Annotated in this window: 20 protein-coding genes; 11 read left to right on the top strand and 9 right to left on the bottom strand. The window is 46.6% G+C overall.

The window, feature by feature from the left end; all coding sequences use genetic code 11:
• The first annotated feature begins 45 nt into the window (after nt 1-45).
• From ICL80_RS16250 to ICL80_RS16240, 3 genes are all read left to right on the top strand, one after another.
• Nucleotides 46-798 carry an IclR family transcriptional regulator gene (locus tag ICL80_RS16250; RefSeq protein ID WP_194213773.1) on the top strand — a complete coding sequence of 251 codons (753 nt, stop codon included), beginning with the start codon at nt 46-48 and terminating at the stop codon, nt 796-798.
• A gap of 363 nt (nt 799-1,161) precedes the next feature.
• Complete coding sequence (locus ICL80_RS16245) at nt 1,162-3,363, top strand: TonB-dependent receptor (RefSeq protein ID WP_194213772.1); 2,202 nt, start codon at nt 1,162-1,164, stop codon at nt 3,361-3,363.
• Nucleotides 3,364-3,480: 117 nt separating this feature from the next.
• Nucleotides 3,481-4,341, top strand: coding sequence for a DJ-1/PfpI family protein (locus ICL80_RS16240; protein WP_194213771.1), 861 nt, complete (start codon nt 3,481-3,483; stop codon nt 4,339-4,341).
• Nucleotides 4,342-4,474: 133 nt separating this feature from the next.
• Here ICL80_RS16240 and argE read toward each other — a convergent pair whose 3' ends face one another.
• From argE to ICL80_RS16210, 6 genes are all read right to left on the bottom strand, one after another.
• The gene (gene argE, locus ICL80_RS16235) at nt 4,475-5,686 is read right to left on the bottom strand and encodes an acetylornithine deacetylase (protein ID WP_228073618.1); all 1,212 of its coding nucleotides are present in this window, start codon (nt 5,684-5,686) and stop codon (nt 4,475-4,477) included.
• Nucleotides 5,667-7,328 (bottom strand): thiamine pyrophosphate-binding protein, encoded by a 1,662-nt coding sequence (locus ICL80_RS16230; protein WP_194213770.1) that lies wholly within the window; start codon nt 7,326-7,328, stop codon nt 5,667-5,669. Before ICL80_RS16230 ends, argE begins: the two co-directional genes overlap by 20 nt.
• A 239-nt stretch (nt 7,329-7,567) precedes the next feature.
• The gene (locus ICL80_RS16225) at nt 7,568-7,978 is read right to left on the bottom strand and encodes a RidA family protein (RefSeq protein ID WP_194213769.1); all 411 of its coding nucleotides are present in this window, start codon (nt 7,976-7,978) and stop codon (nt 7,568-7,570) included.
• Between the two features lie 24 nt (nt 7,979-8,002).
• Nucleotides 8,003-9,103 (bottom strand): dipeptidase, encoded by a 1,101-nt coding sequence (locus tag ICL80_RS16220; RefSeq protein ID WP_194213768.1) that lies wholly within the window; start codon nt 9,101-9,103, stop codon nt 8,003-8,005.
• Nucleotides 9,104-9,106: 3 nt separating this feature from the next.
• Nucleotides 9,107-9,928 carry a DJ-1/PfpI family protein gene (locus ICL80_RS16215; protein WP_194213767.1) on the bottom strand — a complete coding sequence of 274 codons (822 nt, stop codon included), beginning with the start codon at nt 9,926-9,928 and terminating at the stop codon, nt 9,107-9,109.
• Nucleotides 9,929-9,973: 45 nt separating this feature from the next.
• On the bottom strand, nt 9,974-11,242 hold the full coding sequence (locus tag ICL80_RS16210; protein WP_194213766.1) for an MFS transporter: 1,269 nt from the start codon (nt 11,240-11,242) through the stop codon (nt 9,974-9,976).
• Nucleotides 11,243-11,385: 143 nt separating this feature from the next.
• Between ICL80_RS16210 and ICL80_RS16205 the strand changes: the two genes are divergently transcribed.
• On the top strand, nt 11,386-12,570 hold the full coding sequence (locus ICL80_RS16205) for an amino acid aminotransferase (protein ID WP_194213765.1): 1,185 nt from the start codon (nt 11,386-11,388) through the stop codon (nt 12,568-12,570).
• A 13-nt stretch (nt 12,571-12,583) separates the two neighbouring features.
• On the opposite strand, the gene ICL80_RS16200 is transcribed toward ICL80_RS16205, so the two are convergent.
• Nucleotides 12,584-13,318, bottom strand: a complete 735-nt coding sequence (locus ICL80_RS16200) for a helix-turn-helix transcriptional regulator (RefSeq protein WP_194213764.1) — start codon at nt 13,316-13,318, stop codon at nt 12,584-12,586.
• Nucleotides 13,319-13,434: 116 nt separating this feature from the next.
• On the opposite strand from ICL80_RS16200, the gene ICL80_RS16195 reads away from it, so the two are divergent.
• The 5 genes from ICL80_RS16195 (at nt 13,435) to ICL80_RS16175 (ending at nt 17,821) form a co-directional block, all read left to right on the top strand.
• Nucleotides 13,435-14,394, top strand: coding sequence for an MBL fold metallo-hydrolase (locus ICL80_RS16195; RefSeq protein WP_194213763.1), 960 nt, complete (start codon nt 13,435-13,437; stop codon nt 14,392-14,394).
• A gap of 4 nt (nt 14,395-14,398) precedes the next feature.
• Nucleotides 14,399-15,991 carry an FAD-dependent oxidoreductase gene (locus tag ICL80_RS16190; RefSeq protein WP_194213762.1) on the top strand — a complete coding sequence of 531 codons (1,593 nt, stop codon included), beginning with the start codon at nt 14,399-14,401 and terminating at the stop codon, nt 15,989-15,991.
• 1 nt (nt 15,992) lies between these two features.
• Nucleotides 15,993-16,193, top strand: a complete 201-nt coding sequence (locus ICL80_RS16185; RefSeq protein WP_194213761.1) for a DUF2783 domain-containing protein — start codon at nt 15,993-15,995, stop codon at nt 16,191-16,193.
• Nucleotides 16,194-16,379: 186 nt separating this feature from the next.
• Nucleotides 16,380-17,078 (top strand): fumarylacetoacetate hydrolase family protein, encoded by a 699-nt coding sequence (locus ICL80_RS16180; protein ID WP_194213760.1) that lies wholly within the window; start codon nt 16,380-16,382, stop codon nt 17,076-17,078.
• A gap of 65 nt (nt 17,079-17,143) precedes the next feature.
• Entirely contained in the window at nt 17,144-17,821 is a 678-nt protein-coding gene (locus ICL80_RS16175) for a helix-turn-helix domain-containing protein (RefSeq protein ID WP_194213759.1), read from the top strand.
• Between the two features lie 20 nt (nt 17,822-17,841).
• On the opposite strand, the gene ICL80_RS16170 is transcribed toward ICL80_RS16175, so the two are convergent.
• Entirely contained in the window at nt 17,842-19,722 is a 1,881-nt protein-coding gene (locus ICL80_RS16170) for a CocE/NonD family hydrolase (RefSeq protein ID WP_194213758.1), read from the bottom strand.
• Between the two features lie 267 nt (nt 19,723-19,989).
• Here ICL80_RS16170 and ICL80_RS16165 point away from each other — a divergent pair, with 267 nt between their 5' ends.
• Nucleotides 19,990-21,276, top strand: a complete 1,287-nt coding sequence (locus ICL80_RS16165; RefSeq protein WP_194213757.1) for a metal-dependent hydrolase family protein — start codon at nt 19,990-19,992, stop codon at nt 21,274-21,276.
• 42 nt (nt 21,277-21,318) lie between these two features.
• On the opposite strand, the gene ICL80_RS16160 is transcribed toward ICL80_RS16165, so the two are convergent.
• A complete protein-coding gene (locus tag ICL80_RS16160; protein ID WP_228073616.1) occupies nt 21,319-22,329 on the bottom strand; it encodes an NAD(P)H-dependent flavin oxidoreductase in 1,011 nt (336 codons plus the stop codon).
• Nucleotides 22,330-22,475: 146 nt separating this feature from the next.
• On the opposite strand from ICL80_RS16160, the gene ICL80_RS16155 reads away from it, so the two are divergent.
• Nucleotides 22,476-23,069 (top strand): 2-hydroxychromene-2-carboxylate isomerase, encoded by a 594-nt coding sequence (locus ICL80_RS16155; RefSeq protein WP_194213756.1) that lies wholly within the window; start codon nt 22,476-22,478, stop codon nt 23,067-23,069.
• Nucleotides 23,070-23,078 lie beyond the last annotated feature (9 nt).

Genomic DNA, 23,078 nt, shown 5'->3' with positions numbered 1-23,078 from the left:
ATGCCCTGCACGAGAAACAATAAAGTGGGTTAGGTTCATATCAAAATGGTAAAATCATCAGTTACAGATGAACACGTAGTAAAGACGTCTTCGACGGTGAAAAGTGTTGAGGTGACAGTTCAGATACTGGAAGTGTTAACCGAGGCCACTGGCGCTGTTAGAGTAACGGATTTGGCGCGTCAGCTTGGTATGACGAAAGCCCGTGTTTCAAGGCATTTACAAACCCTAACACATTTGGGCCTTGTCGACAGAGCCCGTGAAGGGGAAGGTTATGTTTTTGGTCGTAAACTGTTGAAGTTTGGCAGAGCTGCGGTTTATCGCAGCAATATCGTGGAAATATCGCGCCCGTACCTTACTGATTTATGTCAGCAAACTGGTCATACAGCTTTGCTGGCAACACCAACACGTGGTGGTGCAATGGTTGTATCCTCGGTTCCAAGCCAGTTTGAGCCGGGTATTATGGTGCATCCGGGCACCGTTCTAAGTTTACCAAGTTCTCCTGCTGCGCGGTTGATATATTATTATGAAAACCAGAAGCCTGTACCGCCGCGTGTTATAGATAACATCAAAAAATATGGTGTTGATTTTGAAGCAAATGCAAGAGGAAATGGCTTAGGCGGTATAGCCGCGCCTATCTTTGAACCAGACGGGTTAATTGCGTCTACAGTCGGTATAATACTTTCTTCTTCATTGTTGTTACCTGAACCTGAAACATCGTTGCTTGAAATGGTTAAGGGTGTTGCCGAGAGCATTCAGGCTGAATATGCAGAGGGCGCAGTCTCTTCTCTTAAGCCGTAAAGCTTGATTATATCTATAGGCCTTCTCGCTTTTATATCTCTCCGTAAAGTTGCTGTATAATTGGTAGGCAGGCTGGCCTGGTGGTTGCGGCAAACAATTAAAGCATGAATAAAAGCTCTGAAAAGCCCGGTTTTCCTCATCTCTTTAGCAAAGTTTCTCTTACTGAAACTTTGTGACATTCCCCTTTTTACGCTCTTAAACTAGTTGACATACACAATGAAATAGTCTCGTATTGCGTAACAGTGTTGCAATATTTGTAATTATTGTTACTATGTTGTGATGCTGATTGGGAGACTTGAAATACGAGATGTAGCATTAGCGGGCTAGCCAAGATGCCGAGCTCGTTATTAGGGAGGAATAACAATGAAAAGTAAAAGTGCTTCAAGCATAAGGTCCATTCGGCTTATGGCTGGCATAGCTGTAGTTGCAGTACAGGCCGGTGCCTTCATCAGTGCTCCAGTGCAAGCGCAAGCAAAAGCCAACAAGGCTGACATGGTGCTGGAAGAAATTATTGTAACGGCTGAAAAGCGTAGTGAAAACCTGCAGGAAACACCGATCGCCATATCAGCGGTGACTTCTGACGACATAAGAAACATGAATATTGAATCCCTTCTGGATGTTGGCAGTTTTGTGCCTAACGTTCTGGTGGGTAGCCAAACACTGACGGGTTCAAACAGCGGTGGCTTTTATATTCGTGGTATTGGTCAGGATCGTTCTGGTATTACATTTGACCAAGGTGTAGGCCTTTATGTCGACGGTGTCTTCATGAGCCGCAGTGACAGCTCTCTTCTGAGTATTCTGGATGTTGAGCGCATCGAAGTGCTGCGCGGGCCGCAAGGAACTCTCTTTGGTAAAAACACTATCGGTGGTGCTATTCAGTATATTACGAAGCAGCCAACAGGTGAGCTGGGCGGCTATGTAGATGCAACTGTTGGCAGTTTTGACCGGTTGGACATTAAAGCAGGCATCAATATTCCGCTTACTGAAAAATTATTTGCCAAAGTAACTGTAGGTTCTCTCGAGCGTAAGGGTTTTATCGAGCATATCGCTGATAACCGCCCTGACGGCGACGACAATACCCAGATTGGTCGCTTACAACTTCGTGCACTTGTTTCAGACACTATCACAGTTGATCTCAGTGCCAGCAAAACCAAGTCCCATAATAATGGTCGCGCTTACATTGTTGACTTCATTGACCCAAGCGACCTTTTTATCAGTGTTCATAATGCCAAAACTGGCGAAATATATGATGAAAGATATGTTAGCCCAGACAGTTATACACGGTACGGCGGCGATGAAAGTGGCTATGATTATGATGGCTTCGCCCTGTCTGGTGTTGTAACAGCCGAGTTGTCTGAAACATTTACAGTGAAGTCCATATCTTCTTATATGGAAGCTGATGTGTATTCTGCCAATGACTGGGATGGTACGGGCTTTAATGTCTATGACATTGTCAATAACAGAAAAATTGACCAGTTTTCACAAGAGTTACAGCTAGAAGGCACGCTAGGTGATTTGCAGTTTGTAACAGGCCTTTACTACCTGAAAGAAACCCCAACTGACGATTCTGAAATTACCACTGCTTTTGATGGCACATACCCTGTGCCACGCTCTGTATACCAGCGACAAACTGTTGAAAGCTACGCGGCATTTGCCCAAGGTACCTATAACGTAACAGATAATTTTTCAGTAACGGCTGGTATTCGGTATAGCAAAGACAAAAAATCTGGTGTTGGTGGCCGCATAAATACAGGCTTTGAAGGTACCGGCGAAGGTAGCTGGGACAATTTCTCCCCGCGTTTAACGCTTGAATACCAGTGGACACCAGATGTGATGACATATGCTTCGGTTACCAAAGGTTTCCGCAGTGGTGGCATTAATGTGGGTGACCGCGGTGCACCGATCTTTACTCAGTATGACCCAGAAACTGTATGGAACTATGAAGCGGGTATCCGTTCAGACTTGTTTGATAACCGCGTGCGGTTGAACCTCACTGGCTTCCATATGGAATATACCGACCAGCAGCTTACCGCTCTCGAGCCAATTAGCCTTGCTACATATATTCAGAATGTGGGTGATTCACATCGTACAGGTTTTGAAGCTGAAGCATGGGCCGTTGTAACAGAAAACTTAAAACTTCGGGGTACATTCGGCTATATTAACGCCAAGTACGATGACGTTGGAACAGCTACAGGCATTACGGTTGATAGCCGTGTGTTCCGTACACCTGAATTTACATATTCTGTTGGTGCGACCTATGAAGCTGATGTGGGTGAAGGTTCAATGCTGGCTAGTGTTAACTACGACTACCGCGCCAAACAGGGAACAACATCAACAGATGCAAACTCTGTTTTGCTAGATGGTTACGGCCTGATGAGCGCGCGCCTGCAATATACATCTAAAGATGAAGTATGGAGTTTGGCGCTTGCCGCAACCAATCTGCTTGATAAAGAGTATTTCATTGGTGGGATGGACTTTGCCAGAGTGGAATCTGTTATTGGTGTAAGCATGCTTGATGTGGGCCGTCCAAGGGAAATAAGCGTGAACCTGCTCTATAATTTCTAGACAGTAAAACCCCAAAGGCCGCCTTCTGAAAAGTTGGCGGCCTTTTCTGTTGTAAGTATCTGCTGATTGGCAAATCATATGCAGATAAAAGCTCATGACGATAGGAAAGCTATAAAAATGACTAAAAACTCTGACCTGGAAAAGTTTATTGAAGCGATTGACCGTAGAAAGCTTCTGCAAACATTTGGTGCTGGTTTGGTGGCTTCAGCGGTGGCTGGTTCATCACCGGCTGGCGCACATGAGGTTAATCCAAAAACATCCAAGCCTGTTATGCGAGATCGCTTTCCGGGTAAAGACCCTGTGGTAGCCATGCTGATATACCCCAAGATGGTTTTGCTGGATTTGGTTGGCCCTCTCACTGTTTTAAACATTCTTGGCTGCGAAATACATCTGGTCTGGAAAGATATGACCCCAGTGAAAACTGTTGAGGGCATTGATATAGCACCGACCATGACACTTGATGGCTGCCCAAAAGACGTGGATGTATTATTTGTTCCTGGCGGCACGGTTGGCACCATTAATTGCATGAAAGATGATGATATTATTGCATTTATGGCAGACCGCGGTAGCCGCGCCAAATATGTGACAAGTGTTTGTACCGGTAGCCTAGTGCTAGCGGCAGCGGGCTTGCTACGGGGTTATAAGGCAACTTCCCTTTGGGTGGTCGCTGACCTTTTGAGTATTATGGGCGCCACCCATGTGCCGCATGAGCGTGTTGTGATTGACCGCAACCGTATGACGGGCGGCGGTGTAACTGCTGGTATTGATTTTGGCCTTGTTATTGGCGCAGCCCTTAGGGGTGAAGAAGAGGCCAAGCGGGCGCAGCTTATTATTGAATATGATCCGGCACCACCTTTTAATGCAGGTAGCCCAGAAGGCGCTGGTGAGGAAATGGCATCAGCCGTGAAAGCAGCCCGTACGGGTCTGGATGGAATGGTAAGAGAGGCCGCACTGAAAGCTGCAGAAAACTTTAGCTAGAATTTTATAGAGATACTTTGTGCATTGTCTCCGCCGCCGCAAGCCGAAATGGCTTGCGGCTTTTTTGATGCAAAATACAAAAAGCCACTCCCAGGTGTTGGAAATGGCTTTTCTTTTTAGCTGTGTATCCGGTTTAAATTGTCATGAAAGGGGTGACGATTAGCCTATCGATAAAGGCTTCGCACGCTGCAAGCTGGGTCAGATCAATAAACTCATCCGCTTTATGAGCTTGACTAATAGAGCCGGGGCCACAAATGACCGCTGGAATATTAATTTCTTGAAACAGGCCAGCTTCTGACCCAAAGGTTACATAACCGGGTGGTGTGTTCGACAGGGCAACGCGCTGAACATAGCGTGTGAGTTCTGCATCCTCTGCAATGGCAAAGCCGGGAACGCCGCCTTTACGAACAATTTCTATTGCGGCATTAGGGTGAATTTCCCGCATTTCTGGCAAGATAAATTCTTCGGCATATGTACGAAGTTCTGTAACAATTTCTTCTGGGTTCGTCCAAGGCAGGCTGCGAATGTCAAAGCGGAACGAACATTCAGCGGGTACAATATTGCTGGCATACCCACCCTCAATAACGCCGGTTTGCATAGTGCTGTAGGGCACTTCATAGCCGTCATGGCGCTTTTCGGTTTCTTTAAGACGTAGGCCAATTTCACGTATTTTAAGCACCATCATTGCAGCAAATTCAATGGAGTTCACACCTTGCGGCGCAAGGGAGCTATGAACCTCAAGGCCATTTACTTTGCAGGTATAAACCGAGCCGCTTTTATGGCCAATAATGGTTTTCATGCTTGTTGGTTCACCAATGATACAGCCACGGGGCTTGATACCGCTTTCTTTTATATCATCCAGCAAATGCCGCACACCAAGGCAGCCAACCTCCTCATCAAAAGAAAATGCAAGATGGATTGGCTCTTTAAGTGGTGCCTTTACCATTGCAGGTACCTTCGAGAGCACTACAGCAATAAAGCCTTTCATGTCGCTTGTCCCGCGTCCATAAAAACGGCCATCTGTTTCGATAAGTTTAAATGGATCTGTAGACCAATTTTGCCCATCAACGGGTACGACATCAGTGTGGCCAGACAGTGCAATACCGCCTGAGCCTTCACCTATTGTAGCAAAAATGTTTGCTTTGGTTTTTTCAGCATTATAGCTGAGCCGGCATGTAACGCCGTATGATGCCAGATAATCATGAACCCAGTTAATCAGGTCCATGTTGCTATCGCGGCTAACAGTTGAAAATCCTATCAGAGTACGAAGGATATCTGTTGTACTCTGACTAGGTCTTTGGTTCGGTGATACAGCCATTTCTGCTTTATCGAACCTTTCTGCCATGAACGTGTTTCCACGGAGATGCAATTTCTTCCAGCACTACGGGCACTTCAATAATAACAGGCCCTGTTGCTTTTTTTGCTTCCTTAAGTGCGGCACGCAGGCCTTCAGGGCCTTCAGCTTTAATGCCCACAGCGCCAAAGTTTTTGGCAAGCTCGACAAAGTCAGGGTTGTGAAGATTGGAGGCAATTACCCTGCCACCGTAGGCATTGGTTTGAATGCGGCGTACGTTACCAAAATTACCATCACTGAAAACAATGGCAATAAGGGGAATGTTATGGAGAACAGCCGATGCCAGTTCTGGCATGGTGTACATAAAGCCGCCATCACCGTTCACAGAAATCACCCGCCGTTTGCCCGCGCCAACCTGTGCGCCAAGGGCGGTGGCAAAACCATAGCCGAGTGTGCCCTGATAGCTTGAGTTGACATAGGTGCGTGGTGTGTAAATCGGCAGGCCGTAGCGAGATGCGTAACCCACCTGCGTCATTTCATCCACGAACACATCGTCGTCTTCCATTTCAGCTCGGATCACATCAAGGAAGCTGATTTGTGGTTGAATATCACGCACAATTTCAGCGCGGAACTCTGCCTTTATATCAGCAATTTTTTTGGTAATATCTGGTCGAACAGGATTAACCGGCTTTAAGGCTGCAATCAGGCCCGCTGTGCCCGTGGTGCTGTCTGCATATATGCCAACTGTTGGTAGGATAACCCGGTTCATTTCTGCCTGATCAAGGTCAATCCGGATAACTTTTAAATTATCGTCATGGCCCCATTCCCGCAACTGTTGCAGGCGTGTGCCAATACCTATTACAACATCCACATCTTTCCAGTGTGGCAGGGCAGCAGCGGCTTCCAATGCGTAAGGGTCATCTTGGCGCAGAATACCGCGCCCCATATGACGGCTAACGACAGGTGCCTGCAACAGCTCCGCAAGTGCTTTAATTTCCGCACCGGCTTCAAGCGCGCCGCTGCCAACTACGATCATTGGATTTTTCGCTTCTGCACATACTTCGGCAGCTTTTTTGACCAGTTCTGGGTCCGCGGTCGGGTTAACCATATCCGGCAGACTATCTGGATACTGTATCATAGCCATTTGCGCTAGAATATCTGGTGGCACTTCAAGAGAAACCGGACGAGGGCGACCTGTCATCAACTGCCGGAAAGCTTCATCCAGCAGTGCTGGTATCTGGCTGGCGTGGCTGGCGCGCGCATGCCATTTGCTCAGATTCCGTAGCAAGCTAGCCTGATCATTAATTTCGTGTAGGGCACCGTGATAACGGTCAATCATCGCGCTGTTTACAGTGCTTGTTAGGCAAAGCACACGGGCATTACAGGCATAGGCTGTAGAAAGCGCCGCGCCAGCGTTCAGAACACCAGGCCCGGGAACAACGGCACAAATGCCAGGTTTGCCAGTAACCATGGCATACCCAAGCGCCATATAGGCAGCACCTTGTTCGTGGCGTGTATGAATAAGGCGAATATCACCGCCGTTCCGTTGCATACCATCAAAAAACTGATCGAGCTGAACACCCGGTACACCAAATACTGTATCCACGCCCCAGCGATGTAAACCAGCAACCAGCGCATCCCCGCCTGTCATGCGTTTCGTTTTGTCCACAGCTATACTTTTAACATCCATCATGCTGTTCATCTTTGCCTATTTCCTTGCGTTTGTCCAAATGTCGCAGAAAAGTCTGAATAACCGTATAACGCGACACCCATACTCCCAAGTATTGAGAGCAATGTATGGATAATTTGTAACATATTACGAGACAATGTCATGAATTATGTAAAAAAAGGCAAGAAAAAACTTCCATTGTTTCAGCAGGTAAAATTTGTTCCGGAAATAGGTGAGGTAAGGCAAGAATAGAAAGATTGTTTCTAGGTTTGTGGAGCATAAGCGCAGCACTCAATTTCCAGAAGGGCACCAGCAACAAGACCACTTGCACCAAAGGCACTGCGTGCCGGTAGTTTCTCAGCGTCAAAAAACTCCAGATAAACAGCATTGAATTCTTTCCAGCGTGTCATGTCTTCCATCATGATGGTGCATTTGAATATTTGTTCCATGTTGGAGCCAAGAGAGGCAAGGGCATTGGAAATGTTCGTCATGGTATTACGAGTTTGGTCGGCAAGGCTATCTGGCAGGGTGCCGTCAGGATTATTACCAATTTGGCCAGAGAGGTACAGAATATTGCCAACCTGTACAGCCCTTGAGAAGGGAGAACCGGGCCGTGTGCTTGGGAAAAATAAAATACCGCCATCATCTGATTTTGTATGGGGAATATGTGTCATGACATTGTCCTCTGAAAAGGGGGATTAATCAGGTAAAATACGTAAAAAGTTACGGCCCATTATGTCGGCGACTTCATGTTCATGCATGCCGCGTGCAAGTAAGGCTGCAGGAATCAGTGCCCAATCATGGTATGATGTGAAAACGGGCTTATACGTAAAATCCATATCGGTACCAATCACAACATGATCGGTTCCGAGTAAGTCACTCATACGAATGATCGTATCAATATAATCAGTGAAGTTTTTTTGCCCAAAGCCCGCAGGAACTGCACCGATAATACCGCCTGTTTCTGTTACCAACTTTGCGTGCTCAAGGCTGATAAGCCTGGGGTGCGTGTCATTGCTCTGTGCTATATTTGAATGTGAGATCATCATCGGTTTTGATGAAACCTCGGCAGCAGCAATACTTGCCTCAAAGCTTGCGTGTGCAAGATCAACGAGAATGCCCACGCGGTCCATTTCACGGATGATATTTTGGCCTAATTTTGTCAAGCCATTATGAAATGGGGTTTCTGTTTGAGTGTCACCAATCTGGTTAATATTATAATGAATAATAGTGATGGAACGAACACCGTTACAGTGTGCTTCTGTAATGCGGTCAAGCTGGTCTTCAATAAAATCGCCACCTTCAACAGAAAAAATACACGATACCGCACCGTTGCTATGACCAAGCTTGATGTCATGTTTATTGGTAGCATGTTGAAGTTTACTGTTTTGAACGAGAGACTGAAGAACAGAAATTTGACGGTTATGGTCTTCTAGCGCTTCGCCGGGATTGAAAGATCGCTGCGCCCCCATACCCGTTTTGGAGATTCCAAGTAAGGCATGATCTGCAACAGTGGCAAACATAACAGCACTAATGCCGCCCATGGCCATGTCTGAAATGGCTTGATCAGGGAATGGTGGGGTGTAATGCTTGTCAAGCGCTGAGCCAGCGTGAGGCCCAACCATGAAAAAGCGACCAGGGTGTGCATGGATATCAATGGTAGGGTATTTTTTTAGGAAAGCATGACCAGTATAGAGTTCAGCTTCAGTGAGGTTGTGCTCTATTTTTTGAAGTTGCGGCACTTTATCCGCAGCTTCGGTCTTGGTGGCTGAATCAAAATTTAAGCAGATACCACACATATCTTACCCTAACATTTTTGCCATGCGTTCAGCAGCTTCCTTGCGCCTTGTTGTCATGCCTTTTGTTAGGCTATTATATTTATCAACAATAGCTTTGGGGGCAGTAAACGGGGAGCCTGAATTAAAGGGCGGTTGCGGGTTATATTCATTCCCTAATTGGATCAGCTGTGCGCGTTCGGTGCCCCACAACTCTGCAATAACGGTTAGGGCAAAATCTATGCCTGCGGTCACGCCGCCACCTGAAATACGGTTACGGTCAATAACAACCCGTTCGTAAACCGGTGTTGCACCGAGAATGGGTAACAGATCCATTACGGTCCAGTGTGTTGCTGCCTTGTAGCCTTTAAAAAGGCCCGCTGCACCAAGAACAAGTGTTCCGGTACAAACAGCTGTAATCCACTTTGCGCCCGGCGCTTGTTTTTTGAAAAAGCCGATTACTTCCTCATCCTCCATCAATGCCGTTGTGCCGGGGCCACCTCCCACAAAAAGCATATCAAATTGTGGGGCGTCTTTAAGGGTCATTTTAGGGATGACTAAACAGCCAGAGTCTGTGAGAACGGGTTCGAGAGTTTTACCCAGTATCGTAACTTCGGCTTCACGCACACGGGACAGCATGTCGCAAGGCCCAACAAAATCAAGATTGGTCATATTGTTGAAAATTAGCATGCCAATTTTGAACGGCTGTTCCGGCTTTGTCATCGTGGTTGATCCTGATGCGGTTTTACGCGTTTCTGCAACAGCACCAGTATCTGCGATACCGGTGTTAGACACTGCGCCTGCAATAGCAGAAAGCCCAATAAGACGATTAAATGTTCTACGGTTCATGATTGTTGCCTCTAGAGCGTATTTTTGACTCGGCCCGTAAGGCGGTTAGCCTTCCTTGGGAACTGTAGCCGTACTCGTTTTTTCGTTCTTTTTTATGAAGAAAACTGGTTTGAGTGATAAAGTCATGCAGGCTGCAACTAATGTTGCGACAATAAAGATGATAAAAGTAGAATCGTAACTTCCCGTTGCGTCGTGCAGGTAGCCTGCAAGGGCTGGTCCAACAGCGCTACCAAGCATAAAGAAGGTAGATAAAACGGCAATTGCCCTGATCATTGCCTTTGGTCCAAAACAATGTTTTGCAAGAACGGGAATGTTAACAAGCATGCCACCTTGAGTAGGGCCGTAAATAAGGGCGAAAATGACAAGGCTTGTTATACCCGTAACAGGGAAAGCCATAGCAACACCAACGATAACCACACACCAGCAAAAGGCCATTCCTTTAATAGAGAAGCGGTCATAGAGCCAGCCATACCCTATCTTGCCAACATTGCTGAGAAGCATCACAAGTGAAAACCCTAGGGCCGCCATTTCTGCGCCTAACCCAACATCAGAGCTGAAATAAATAACCAGATGTGCAGACATCCCGTGGTCTACCATGCCGATTAAAAAATTGATAATGATGGCAAAAATAAAGGCTCGACCAAAACGTATTTCACTGAATGCAGGCACACTAGAAGGCTGTGCCGCCATTTCTGTTTTGGCTTGCTGTTTCTGCTCACCATTTAATTCTTTCGCCTTGGTGATGAAAAGAGGCAGGGCAATACACCATATGACAAGGCTCATGAGCGCACATGTGGCGCGCCAACCATAAGCTTCAGATAAAATGGTTGTAACGTAAGGTATAGCAACGCCTGCGCAGCTTGTCCCCATAAGGCTTATGCCTATGGCGAGGCCTTGGCGGGCAGAAAACCACTGCGATATAAATATCTTCATGCCTGTCGTTACGCCGAGTGCGCTAAAGCCCAGAAGAATACCCAGTAAATAGAGAAACGCGAGGCTGTTAACTAAAAGCATGGAAAGCAGGCACAAACCTGCAAGTATAGAACAGAGTATGGTAAGGATTCTTACACCAAAACGCTCAACAAGCGGCCCCGTTAAATAAGCGGCAATTGCTCCAAAGCCGAACTTTAACGAGCTAAACATCGCAACATCGCCGCGTGACCAGCCTGTGTCATTAATGATCGATTCGTATAGAACCGGGATCATCATCGCGGGGATACCAAGGACAGAGAAAAATATAATAAAAGCGCAGGCTACATTCCAGTTAGCATCGCTGTTTCTTTGCCTTAAGGCCCCTGCCGCGTCTGTCGTCATAAGATATTTTCCATTCTTTTACTGATACAGGATGCAACAGGCAAAACTCTAACGTTTTTTCATTGCGTTTTGAGAAATACACGATTTACAAGTAACGTCAAGTGCAATAGCGTATCGTAATACGTAACAAAAAGGAAATGGTAATGTTTACAAACTTGTCCGTAGCACCAGCTGATCCAATTCTAAGCTTGGCTCAACTCTTTGCGAACGACAAGAGCGCCGATAAGGTGGATCTTGGGATTGGAATTTATAAAGATCATACAGGCAAGGCTCCTGTTTTAAAGGCAGTTAAAAAAGCCGAGCAATGGCTTCTGGAGACACAGGCGACCAAGGCTTATATCTCATCGGCGGGTAACCCGGATTATAATCTTGTGACGCGAGAGCTTTTGTTCGGGGCGAATAAGGACTTGCTGGGGCGTAGCCTGACGGTTCAAACCCCGGGGGGTACAGGGGCGCTTCGGATCGCGGCAGACTATATTCGTAAACTTCAAGGCAAGACCCGCATTTTTATCCCTGACCCAACATGGACGAACCATAAAGCAATCTTCACAGTGGCGGGTTATGAACTGGTGCCGTATTCTTACTATGATGTCGCTTCTGGTGAGCTCACTTTTGATGCGATGATGACATCCCTCAAGGGTATGAAAGAAGGTGATGTTCTTTTATTACATGGGTGCTGTCATAACCCAAGCGGGGCTGACCCTGACCTTGAGCAGTGGCAACAAATTGCAGACCTTCTGGTGAAAACAGGTGCGTTGCCGCTTGTTGACCTTGCTTACCTTGGCTTTGGTAATGGATTAAATGAAGATGCGGAGGGCCTTCGTTTACTGGCATCATGTGTGCCTGAAATGGTGATAGCAAGTTCATATTCGAAGAACTTTGCCTTGTACCGTGAACGTGTGGGGGCCCTAACACTGGTCGCAAGAGATACGGACAATGTTACGCTTGCTCGGGCCCATATGATGCCGGTTGCCCGCACAAACTATTCCATGCCACCTGATCACGGTGCTGCGATCGTTGCAAAAATTCTGGGTACACCAGATCTGCGCCGTGAATGGGAAGTGGAGCTAAGTACTATGCGCAACCGTATTAACACTATGCGATCAAGATTGGTTACATTATTAGCAGAGCATGGCAGTAAGCGTGATTATAGCTACCTTGAAAACCAGCGCGGTATGTTTGCTTTACTTGGCATTTCCCCAGAAGCTGTTGAGAAACTGCGCTCAGAGCACCATGTTCATATCATTGGCTCAGGGCGGGTAAATATAGCTGGATTAACGGAAGACAATATCCTTCATGTGGCGCGGGCTATTGCTGCCATTAGTTAGGCTTCGGTGCAGCTTAGTTTATAATAGAGCCAAGCAGTTCGTTTGTTGAACGTATTCCAAGGCGTGCATAAGCCCGCTGGCGGTATGTAAGAACTGTATTTGGGCTTATACCAAGAGTATTTGCAATTTCTGGTGCCTTGATCCCGGCAAGGGTCAGGGCACATATTTCTGCCTCTCTCACGGTTAGCATTGGATATCTTTCATTGATAATTGAATGGAGTCTGTCTGCGAGAGGGCAAGCGTGCTTCTCAAGGATATCTCTGTGATGTATCAAGACCGTTAGGCACATATTACCAAATGCTTCAAATAGCGGTGTAGAAGGAAGTTCATTTTTGTCTTTCACATAAAAGGTAAGGACAAAGCTCTCCTTGCCGCGCTGCCAGCCAAAACAAAGTTTGTCTGTAAAGCCTGGCTTTTCAAAACAGTGCCAGCGGTAATCCCCGCGCTCGATTTGGGAAATATTCACATGCTGATAAAAACCCGTATCAGGCTTGATGTTATACCGTGTTTTTCTGATAGGGTCGGATATAAAGAAATGTGCCGCAAAAGATGTTGCTCGTCGTTCTGCGCCGCTATCCATTCCGTATGATAGCAGCATCTCAGGAGTACTGCTTTCAGTTGCTCTATAAGCAAATATCTCCTTTGCAGGGATCATTGTTTGGGCTGCGGCAAGCATGGCCTCAGAAAGCAGGTTGGTGCCTGCCTTTTCAAACAGCCTAAGGCCAATATCTGGATTTATAAACTTCATGCAAGCAATCTAGTTGATTTATCAACAAAATAAAAGATGTAATTAGAACTAATGACAAGGATATGTGTGGGCCATCTTTATGGTGGCTACAAACCAAAGTATTCAGGAGCTTATTTATGTCAAAGCCATTTGCATCATCTACTGACCTAACAGAAAAAAAAGAAACACTCGAAGTCCTTGATAAGGGTGTTTATGCACTCACCGCTGAGGGGGACCCGAATGTAGGTGCCATTGAAGGTGAGGACTTTCTGGTTTGCATAGAAGCGCGGGCGACACCTGCGGCGGCTGGCGACTGGCTTAAGAAGCTGCGGGTGCATACGGATAAACCCATAAAATACCTTATTTTGACACATTACCACGCTGTGCGCGTGCTGGGCGCCAGCGCTTTTGGGGCAGAGACAATTATCACATCTTCTGTAACCAAAAAACTGATCGAAGAACGCGGTAAAGAAGATTGGGATAGTGAGTTTGGCCGTATGCCACGCCTATTTAAGGAGCCAGAAGGTATTCCGGGTCTTACGCGGCCCAATATTACTTTTGATGACCATATGACGATTGAGCTAGGCGGTAACTATGGGATCCTTGATCTGCAGTTTTGTGGGCGTGGACATACGGCTGGAGATATTGCTGTCTACCACGATAGATCAAAAACCCTGTTTGCAGGTGACTTGGTGGAGGCACAGGCAGCCCTTTACACGGGGGACGCCTTCCATATGGACTGGAGCGAAGGCACCCTCGATAAGGTAAAATCCTTTAGGGCAGAAAAACTGGTTGGTGGCCGGGGTGCCGTTGCAATTGGTGTTGACGCCTGTGATGCTGCGATCGAACAAACGCGAGGCTTTTTGAATGGTATGATTGACAATGTTGGTGCAGTGCACAAACGGGGTGGCACCTTGAAAGAGGCTTTTGAAGCAACGCACAAGGCTCTTGCGCCGAAGTTTGGTCACTGGCCTATTTTTGAACATTGTCTGCCTTTTAATGTGCAACGCCTGTGGGATGAGTTTGACGGTATAGACTGGCCGCGCATCTGGACAATGGAACGTGACCGGGAAGTTTGGGCACAGTTGCAGGACTAAGACAATGGCGAATGTTTCCGGGATTCCCGTTTGGCGGGAAATTGGCCAAACACCGCTGCCTTTAATGGCCACAGGTGTCGAAGATGCTAGGGTGGTGATTGTGGGAGCAGGTCCTGTTGGCCTTGCTGCAGCTCTTGATCTTGCTCAGCGGGGTCACAAGGTGCTGGTTCTTACGCTGTTTGATTTTATAGCAGCAGGCTCGAAAGCAATCTGCTTTTCAAAGCGCTCACTCGATATTTTTGACCGGCTTGGTGTTGGGGATAAAATGGTTGAAAAGGGCGTGATATGGAATGTTGGAAAAGTCTTTTGGGGCGATAGGGCTGACGCGATTTACCAGTTTGATTTGTTGCCGGTGAAAGACCAGAAACGGCCAGCATTTATTAATATTCAACAGTATTATGTTGAAGAGTATCTCTATGAAGCTGTCTGCCGTAACCCTAACATAACAGTGCGGTGGGGGCACGGGGTTGTGGGCGTGGAGCAACAGGAAGGGTATGTACAGCTTGAGGTTCAAGCAGGTGATTACGCGTATTCAGTGAAGACAGAATGGTTAATTGCTTGTGATGGTAGTCGCTCGCTCGTTCGCACTGCGCTTGGGCTTGATTTTGATGGAAGAGTTTTTGAAGATAACTTTCTGATATCAGATATAAAGATGACTGGAAACCACCCGCCGGAGAGGTGGTTTTGGTTTGACCCACCTTTTAATCCAGGGCAGTCAGCATTGCTACACAAGCAGCCTGATGATGTGTGGCGCCTTGATTTTCAACTTGGTTGGAATATTGACCGTCAGGAGGCCATGAAACCAGAAAATGTTGAGCCCTTGGTAAGAGGAATGCTTGGGGATAATATCGAATTTACTGAAGAATGGTATAGTGTTTACACTTTTCAGTGTCGGCGTATGAGTAGGTTTGTACACGGGAATATCATTTTTGCGGGCGATAGTGCCCATTTGGTTTCGCCTTTCGGCGCGCGAGGCTGTAATGGCGGCCTTGCTGACATTGATAACCTTGGCTGGAAGCTGGACCTGATTTTACGAGGTGAAGCCGGTGAAGGGTTGCTGGAGAGTTATAATACAGAAGCCATTATCACGGCCGATGAAAATATCCTTAATTCAAGCCGTTCAACTGATTTTATGACACCAAAAACAGAAATGAGCCGGATTTTTCGGGATGCCGTACTGGAGCTTGCTTCTGAGGTAGCTTTTGCGCGACCACTGGTAAATTCAGGCCGGCTATCAACAGCTGTATGCTACCCAGAAAGTAGCTTGAACACGCCTGATAGAGATGATTGGTCAGGTAAGGGAATAAAGCCCGGCGCGCCAGCTCTAGATGCCCCTATAGGCAATGGTTGGCTTTACGATTTTCTTCAAGCTGGTTTTGTGCTTCTAACAAAGGGTGGTGGGGTTGACTGTGACCTAGGTATTATGGTTGTAGATATTGATAACGCGGTAGGTGATTGTCGCATTGTTCTCGATCGGTATGACCTTATGTCGGGTAGTGCCTACTTGATTAGGCCTGATCAGTATGTTGCGGCTAGGTGGAAACAGGTTGATGTGCCTAGCCTACGTGCAGCTTTGAAAAAAGCGAAAGGGTATTAATATGAGCTTGTTAAACACCTCGGCTAATATAGCTGCGGCTGATGATTTTTACGGGTCACTCATCAGGCTGCATGATGGCCGCAAGATAGAAGATAGTATGAGGATAAACGCCCGCTTGATCCTGATCCTCGCAAATCATGTAGGGGATAAAGATATTCTAGAGCAGGCTCTTCGTCTTGCCGCAGGTAATAGCCTTAAATAATGAAAATACTTCTGAATTTTTAAGCCCGTAGCCCTTCTTGTAAACAGGCGTTAGGCGTTGCTCTATTATAATTGGTGTTCTGGTGTTAGTGCGCCAAAGCGTTTGCTTTACGTTAGAAACTTGTCTTTTTCATGCGGTTTGGGCAATGTGGCATTAAGTAGATTTTCCAACGATAGAGAGTCCTGAATGGCCTATGCTTTTGAATGCCCAAGCCCGATTGTAGCTGCAATTGCTGGCGGCGCAAAATTTCCTGTACGTCGAGTTTTTTGTGTTGGCCGAAATTATGCGGAACATGCTCGTGAAATGGGGCAAGACCCTGAACGAAACCCACCCTTCTTTTTTACAAAATGGTCTGAGACTGTGGTGCCATCGGGTAGTATTATACCTTATCCTCAGGGCACTACTGATTTTCACTATGAAGCAGAGCTTGTTGTTGCCATTGGCAAGTCAGGGCGTAATATTCAAAGTGCCGATGCGTTGAGCCATGTATTTGGCTATGCGACAGGGCTGGATATGACCCGGCGCGATATTCAAACTATGGCCCGCGAAAAAGGCTGGCCTTGGGATACCAGTAAAAATGTGGAACAGTCAGCACCGCTAGGGCTTATTCACCGAGTTGCTGATGTTGGGCATCTGAGTTCTGGTTCTATAAGCTTGTCAGTGAACGGTGATACTAGGCAGCAAGCTGACCTAGCGGACATGATTTGGCCGGTCGCTGATATTATTTCGCTCCTGTCGAGGCTATATCGTGTTGAGGCTGGCGATCTGATTTATACAGGGACGCCAGCTGGCATCGGACCTGTTGAGACAGGTGATGAAATACTTGTACAGATTAGCAAATTGACAGACTTGAAAGTCAGTATAGGCCCTATCGCTGCTGATTAATCTTTAGTGCCTTGAGGGGCACGTCTCTTCTTGCCTCATTATAGATAACTGGTTAATAGGGAAAAATGATCCAAGAAAGCACAAAAAAACCTGAGGAAAAAACGCTGGGCAGTTTGCTTGGTGCGGTAAGGCGCAGTAACGGCTGGACTTTGAAGCAGATGAGCCAAGTGATTGGTATTCCGCTCTCAACTCTTGGCAAGGTTGAAAGTGATAAGCTTTCCCTTACTTTTGATAAATTACAACAGGTAACAGCCCGCTTGGGTATGAGTATTGCAGAATTCGTGGCAGGGCCTTCAGACAAGCCTGAAACGGTAACTATCCCTGTTACGGCACGTCGCAGCCTTGTGAATGGCGCAAACCAATTGCGAGTTGAAACCGCTAATTACGATTATAAATATCTGTGCGCTGATCTTAGAAAAAAGAGAATGGTACCAATTCTAGTGACGGTCCGCACAAAAAGCCTTGAAGAATTTGGCCCTCTTGCTGAACACGACGGTGAAGAGTTTCTATATGTGCTTTCAGGATCTATTGAGGTGCATTTGGCTTTTTATACACCCATAAGGCTTGATGCAGGGCAAGGCATATATATTGATAGTGGTATGGGGCACGCCTATATTGCGCTAGACTGTGATGAGGCAGAAATTCTCTGCATTTGCTCCAGCGATGACCACGAGTTTCAGTCAAAACTTGTAACGCTTGCTGAGGCAGAACAAAAAAGGCTCTCCGCCGTAGCAGAGAGCTAGTTGCTCGTCCCTTGATGCCGTTAAGGCATAATAGAAAACTCTATATAGGAAGCTGCGTCTATAGTGTGGTGTACACTATTCCGTGCAGTAACACTTTCGCTTTCGGTCACATTATCGCCACCTGTGTTGAGATTTCGGGCAAACTTTGGAAAGTTTGACGATGTGATTTCAATACGAATTTTGTGGCCTTTTTCAATGGTCAGGCTTGTTGTCATGGGGGAAAGCTCAAGTTTGTAAACTTGATCTTTATCCATCATTACTTCTTTATCAAAGCCTTCCCTGTATCGTGCTCGCAGAATCGTATCACCAATTATGTATGCAGTGCCCTCTGGTGTTACATCAACAAGTTTGACGGCAAAGTCTGTATCTTTTGCATCTGAAGAAACATAAATAACTGGTGTAATCGCACCCGTTATCTCAAGCGGCTTATCAAAGGCTTCAGTTGTGTAAACTAACACATCGTTTCTTGCTTCAATAATGCGCTGATCATATGCACCCGGTATCACGAGGCCGCCGTTGCAGCAATCAGCCCCCCCAATTGTTTGTACCGGGTTCTGCGGGTCATATACAAATGTGTCAGCTGCTTGATCTGTTTCAGGAGCAGTTGCTCTCAAGGTGCCGTCACCGTATAGGCTATTGGCATTGCCATCACTATGCAGGTAAAAACGTTTTGATTTGGTTTTGCGCGGTGGCCACTCGTTCGAAGAGTTCCATTTATTCTCGCCCATTGTGAAATATTGAACAGGCGGGGTAGATTTAGGCCACGCAGACTTGTTGCCTTTTAGCCAATAGTCAAACCAAGCAAAGATTGATTTATCAACCTCAAAACTTGTGTCACCCATAGGACGTTCGCCTACCACTGTGTCAGGGCCAAGCTTGTTGTACTGGCAGTGTGGCACCGGCGCGATGACAGCATATTGGTTTGCGCTCGCTTCTTTGTCTGTTTTGGCGTTACGGGCATGGTTAAAGAGTGCGAGATTGGGGCCAATAGAAACATCATACCATGAATTGAACCATAAAGCCGGAACGCCCCAGCCCTCATTGTCGTGATATAAGCCACCTTCGAACCATTCTGGATCATTTGGTTTGCGAGCAATGAATTTTTCGTATGTCCCTTCAGGTTCACCCAACCCGGTTAGCAGGTCAATTAAAGGTAAATGTTTAATGCGTGTGGGCCAATCTACCTTGGGTTTTTGGGCTGCCAGGTCATTATAGCTTGCTATTCTGGCGCGTGTTTCTTGATCAAGGCCAAATGGGATTGTAGCGCGTAAGGGGTTGTCTACATGATAAAGCCAGACAAAAAACAGCGTGCGGGGTACGCCGCCTGTATACCAGTTGCCCTGTTCTTGGAAGGGTCCGACACGGCCAATGCCAGCACCTGATGCCATGGGTACCATCGCAGCATGTGCCGGGTGGTTTTGTGCGGCAAGCGCTAATTGCCATTCAGCTGATGACGAGCACCCAAGCGTACCTACCTTGCCATTTGACCAAGACTGTTTTTCAATCCAGCTTAAGGTATCATAGCCATCTGTGCGAGGGTGGCCTAGAATTTCAAATTCACCTTCAGAAAAATAGCGTCCGCGCTCGTTTTGGATAATAAAAATAAACCCATTGTCTATTGCTTCAGCGGCATAACGTAGTTGAAGCCAGTTAAGCTTTGAATAGTTATAGGGTGTTCGCCACAGAATAGTTGGCAGCACGCCCTTGGCGCCTTTGGGTATGTAAATATCTGATGCGAGGCTGGTACCATCGCGTGTTGGAACCATTTCCTTGGAGTGCAGATCGGCTTTTTGTGCCAAAATATTTTGAAGAGCTTCTTCGCTATACAGGCTATAGTCTTTATCTACTGCTGTAACGGCAAAGGATAGTAAGGCCAGTATGGCTATCGCTGCGTGTCTCATTTTATCTCCCCTTATTTTACCGCGATGTAAAACCCTGTATCCCGCGATGTCAACCTAATTGGAGAATATATTATATAATCAGAGAATATATTGCTGATAGAGTTTGACTTTTTAAAAGACCAAGACATGATGGCGCATCTGGACGGCAGGGAAAATACCAGACAGGCAAGGGGCTTTTGTGCAGCATAGATGGCAGGGGGTTATACGAATCCTGTGGTTTGAGGCATATATCAAGCTCCTTTTATAACAATAATAAGGAGAAGTTTCATGAAGTTTATCAAATATTTGGGCGTTTGCGCCTGCCTGATGTTTGCAGGGCAGGCTGTTTGCGCCGCTGACGATACAATTTATCTTCAGGTTGGGCGTGTACTGGCAGATCCTGAAAACGGAAAAGTTCTTGAAGATAAAACCATTGTGGTAACGGATGGAAAAATTACTTCCATTGAAGACGGTTTTGTTGGTGAAGGCACGGTCATTGACCTTAAAGATAAATTCATATTACCGGGTTTTATGGATTCTCATGTGCATTTATACGGTGTGGCTGGGAAGAGTGACGAGTTAGATGCCTTCAAGAAAACGGATTCTGATTATACGTTTGACGCTATGTTAAATGGGCAAAAAACCTTGCGGGCCGGTTTTACAACAGTGGCGGACCTTGGTGGTCCAACCGAAGCTATATATGCCCTGCGCGATGCGATTAAAGCAGGCAAGGTTCAGGGACCGCATATTATTGCCTCAGGCGGCGTTGGTGTGCACGGCGGCCACGGCGACATTAACGGATTTATTCCTGATGTGATAGCGGCCTTTCGGTCGCCTTTGGTGTGCACAGGCGCAGATAAGTGTGCCCAGTCTGTGCGTATGGCCATTCAGAACGGAGCTGATGTAATCAAGATCGCTTCCACGGGTGGTGTTATGTCTAACACCGCGACGGGCGTTGGTCAGCAAATGACAGATGCAGAGTTAGAGGCAATTGTAACCACAGCGCACCGTCTTGGTCGGCAAGTTGCATGTCATGCACACGGCACTGATGGTATTAATGCGGCTGTTAAAGCGGGTGTGGATTCGATTGAACACGGTAGTTACCTAGACGGCGAGTCTATTAAGCTCATGAAGAAAAATGGCACCTATCTTGTGCCTACACTTCTTGCTGGCGCAACAGTTACGCTTGCGGCGGCTGAATCAGACTGGATGCCAGATGCTGTAAGGGCAAAAGCTAAAACAGTTGGCCCCATTATGGTGGCTGCTGCTAGCCGTGCTCGTGAAGGGGGCGTTAAGTTTGCTTTTGGTACAGACAGCGGTGTGTCTGAGCACGGTGATAACGGAAAAGAGTTTGCGCTTATGGTAAAAGCAGGTTTTTCCCCACTTGATACCATTCGTTCAGCAACGGTCTGGGCCGCAAAACATTTGGGTGTTGATGCTCAGTCAGGGTCGCTTGTTGCGGGTAAGGTTGCAGATCTTGTCGCGGTTAATGGTAACCCACTTGAAGATGTAACAGTGCTTGAAAAAATGGCTTTTGTTATGAAGTCAGGCGCGGTTGTACCGATGGAAGATTAAAGCAAATAACAGCGCAGGCCCAAAAGGCCTGTGCTGCTATTGTTATTTTAGGAAGCTGGGCCGTGCAACAGCGGCTTTATATTCGGCTTCAATACGGGCAACAATATTTGCAACAGGCTCGATCTTTTTCACGGTGCCCACACCGTGACCTGCAGACCAGACATCCCGCCATGCGTTTATCTTTTGCTGTGACCCTGCAAAATTAGGCCCGTCTTTACTGCCGGGGTTATTGGGGTCAAGCCCCATGCGAATAAGGCTCTCTTTCAAATAGTAAGCATTAGCCCCTGATAAAGCATTTGTGAGTATCAGGTCTTCATATTCTGCGGCCAGTAACATGTCTTTATAGTCGCTACTTGCGATGCTTTCGTTTGCCGCAATAAAACTGGTTCCAATATAGGCAAGATTAGCACCAAGTATTTCAACCGCACGTACAGCAGCGCCTGTTGAAATACTGCCACCAACAATAAGAGGCCCGTCAAAAAAAGTTCGTACAGCTGTTACAAACGCCAGCGGCGACATATGGCCAGTATGCCCACCGGCGCCAGAGGTGACAAGCACCAGGCCATCTGCACCGGCAGATAAGGCTTTCTCGGCGTATGTTACTGAATTCACGTCAGCAAATACCAGCCCACCGTATTGATGTACTACATCTACAACAGGTTTGGGGCTACCGAGAGCAGTTATAACAATAGGGGGTTGATACTTGGCGACTAATTCTAGTTCAGCAGCTAATCTGTCATAGGAACTGTGTGCCACCATATTGGCTGCAAAAGGTGCTATTTTTGCTTCGGGCTGTTCTTTTTTCCATAATGCAAGTGTTGCGGTGACTGTTTTAAGCCATGCTTCCAGCTCTTCAAGCGTGCGGGCATTAGGAAATGGAAATGACCCCATAACACCGTTCCTGCATGCGGCGAGAACCAAATCTGGGCCGGATACCAAAAACATAGGCGCCGCTACAACAGGTAGGCTCATGCTGGCCATGAGCGTTAAAAGCTTATCTTGAGGTGTTGATATATGGTGTGTATCAGTGCTGTTCATATACATAACTTTCATAATAATACCTTTTGTTTATAATGGTTCGTTATGCTTTGCAATGGCATTATTATGCAGATAAGCCGCATTAAATATATAACTTGCAAAATAATACCAATAAACTACCTTACAGCTTAGCACTCTGTATCAAACTGAAAGGGGAAGGTATGAGCAAGGAGCTTACATTCTATTTTGATTTTTCATCGGCCTATTCTTATATCGCCCAAAAAACCGTGGAAGAGGCTTTTGCAAATACAGGTGTAACTGTTAAATGGCAGCCTATTTTGTTGGGTATTATTTTCCGGGAAAATGGCTGGTCCCCAGTTACGCCTGATACACCAAAGGGTAAATATACTTTTTGTGATGTGGCCCGCTATGCACGGGCTGAAAAGCTTGTATTCAAGCTACCTAAGGTTTTTCCTTACAACAGTATGCTTGCAGCCAGAGTTTTTTATACGTTGCCTGAAGCGACGGCGGTGCTATTTGCAAAGGCTATATTCCATGCTGTTTTTGCAGAAGGGCAAGATGCAGCAAGCCAGGAAGTGATTGGCAAGCTTTTGCAAAAACTGAACGTGGATGCTGCAAATATACTGGAAAAAAGCGGTAGTGATGAAATCAAGGCAGCGGTGCGCAGTGCAACGGCTATAGCATTGGAAAAGGGCGTATTCGGTGCGCCGACGTTTGCGATTGGAGATGAGCTTTTTTGGGGAGCAGACAGGCTTGAGCACGCAAAACGCTGGTGTGAAACAGGCGGTTGGTAACAGGGAAAA

This window comes from Kordiimonas pumila (genome assembly GCF_015240255.1).
Lineage (GTDB): Bacteria > Pseudomonadota > Alphaproteobacteria > Sphingomonadales > Kordiimonadaceae > Kordiimonas > Kordiimonas pumila.
Note: the sequence above shows the minus strand (reverse complement) of the source record. Positions and strands in the feature narration are given on the sequence as shown.

Excerpts from the sequence above, each read along its gene's own strand:
- ICL80_RS16250 (WP_194213773.1), top strand. The coding sequence starts at position 46 with ATGGTAAAATCATCAGTTACAGATGAACACGTAGTAAAGACGTCTTCG.
- ICL80_RS16245 (WP_194213772.1), top strand. The coding sequence starts at position 1,162 with ATGAAAAGTAAAAGTGCTTCAAGCATAAGGTCCATTCGGCTTATGGCT.
- ICL80_RS16240 (WP_194213771.1), top strand. The coding sequence starts at position 3,481 with ATGACTAAAAACTCTGACCTGGAAAAGTTTATTGAAGCGATTGACCGT.
- argE (WP_228073618.1), bottom strand. The coding sequence starts at position 5,686 with ATGGCAGAAAGGTTCGATAAAGCAGAAATGGCTGTATCACCGAACCAA.
- ICL80_RS16230 (WP_194213770.1), bottom strand. The coding sequence starts at position 7,328 with ATGATGGATGTTAAAAGTATAGCTGTGGACAAAACGAAACGCATGACA.
- ICL80_RS16225 (WP_194213769.1), bottom strand. The coding sequence starts at position 7,978 with ATGACACATATTCCCCATACAAAATCAGATGATGGCGGTATTTTATTT.
- ICL80_RS16220 (WP_194213768.1), bottom strand. The coding sequence starts at position 9,103 with ATGTGTGGTATCTGCTTAAATTTTGATTCAGCCACCAAGACCGAAGCT.
- ICL80_RS16215 (WP_194213767.1), bottom strand. The coding sequence starts at position 9,928 with ATGAACCGTAGAACATTTAATCGTCTTATTGGGCTTTCTGCTATTGCA.
- ICL80_RS16210 (WP_194213766.1), bottom strand. The coding sequence starts at position 11,242 with ATGACGACAGACGCGGCAGGGGCCTTAAGGCAAAGAAACAGCGATGCT.
- ICL80_RS16205 (WP_194213765.1), top strand. The coding sequence starts at position 11,386 with ATGTTTACAAACTTGTCCGTAGCACCAGCTGATCCAATTCTAAGCTTG.
- ICL80_RS16200 (WP_194213764.1), bottom strand. The coding sequence starts at position 13,318 with ATGAAGTTTATAAATCCAGATATTGGCCTTAGGCTGTTTGAAAAGGCA.
- ICL80_RS16195 (WP_194213763.1), top strand. The coding sequence starts at position 13,435 with ATGTCAAAGCCATTTGCATCATCTACTGACCTAACAGAAAAAAAAGAA.
- ICL80_RS16190 (WP_194213762.1), top strand. The coding sequence starts at position 14,399 with ATGGCGAATGTTTCCGGGATTCCCGTTTGGCGGGAAATTGGCCAAACA.
- ICL80_RS16185 (WP_194213761.1), top strand. The coding sequence starts at position 15,993 with ATGAGCTTGTTAAACACCTCGGCTAATATAGCTGCGGCTGATGATTTT.
- ICL80_RS16180 (WP_194213760.1), top strand. The coding sequence starts at position 16,380 with ATGGCCTATGCTTTTGAATGCCCAAGCCCGATTGTAGCTGCAATTGCT.
- ICL80_RS16175 (WP_194213759.1), top strand. The coding sequence starts at position 17,144 with ATGATCCAAGAAAGCACAAAAAAACCTGAGGAAAAAACGCTGGGCAGT.
- ICL80_RS16170 (WP_194213758.1), bottom strand. The coding sequence starts at position 19,722 with ATGAGACACGCAGCGATAGCCATACTGGCCTTACTATCCTTTGCCGTT.
- ICL80_RS16165 (WP_194213757.1), top strand. The coding sequence starts at position 19,990 with ATGAAGTTTATCAAATATTTGGGCGTTTGCGCCTGCCTGATGTTTGCA.
- ICL80_RS16160 (WP_228073616.1), bottom strand. The coding sequence starts at position 22,329 with ATGAAAGTTATGTATATGAACAGCACTGATACACACCATATATCAACA.
- ICL80_RS16155 (WP_194213756.1), top strand. The coding sequence starts at position 22,476 with ATGAGCAAGGAGCTTACATTCTATTTTGATTTTTCATCGGCCTATTCT.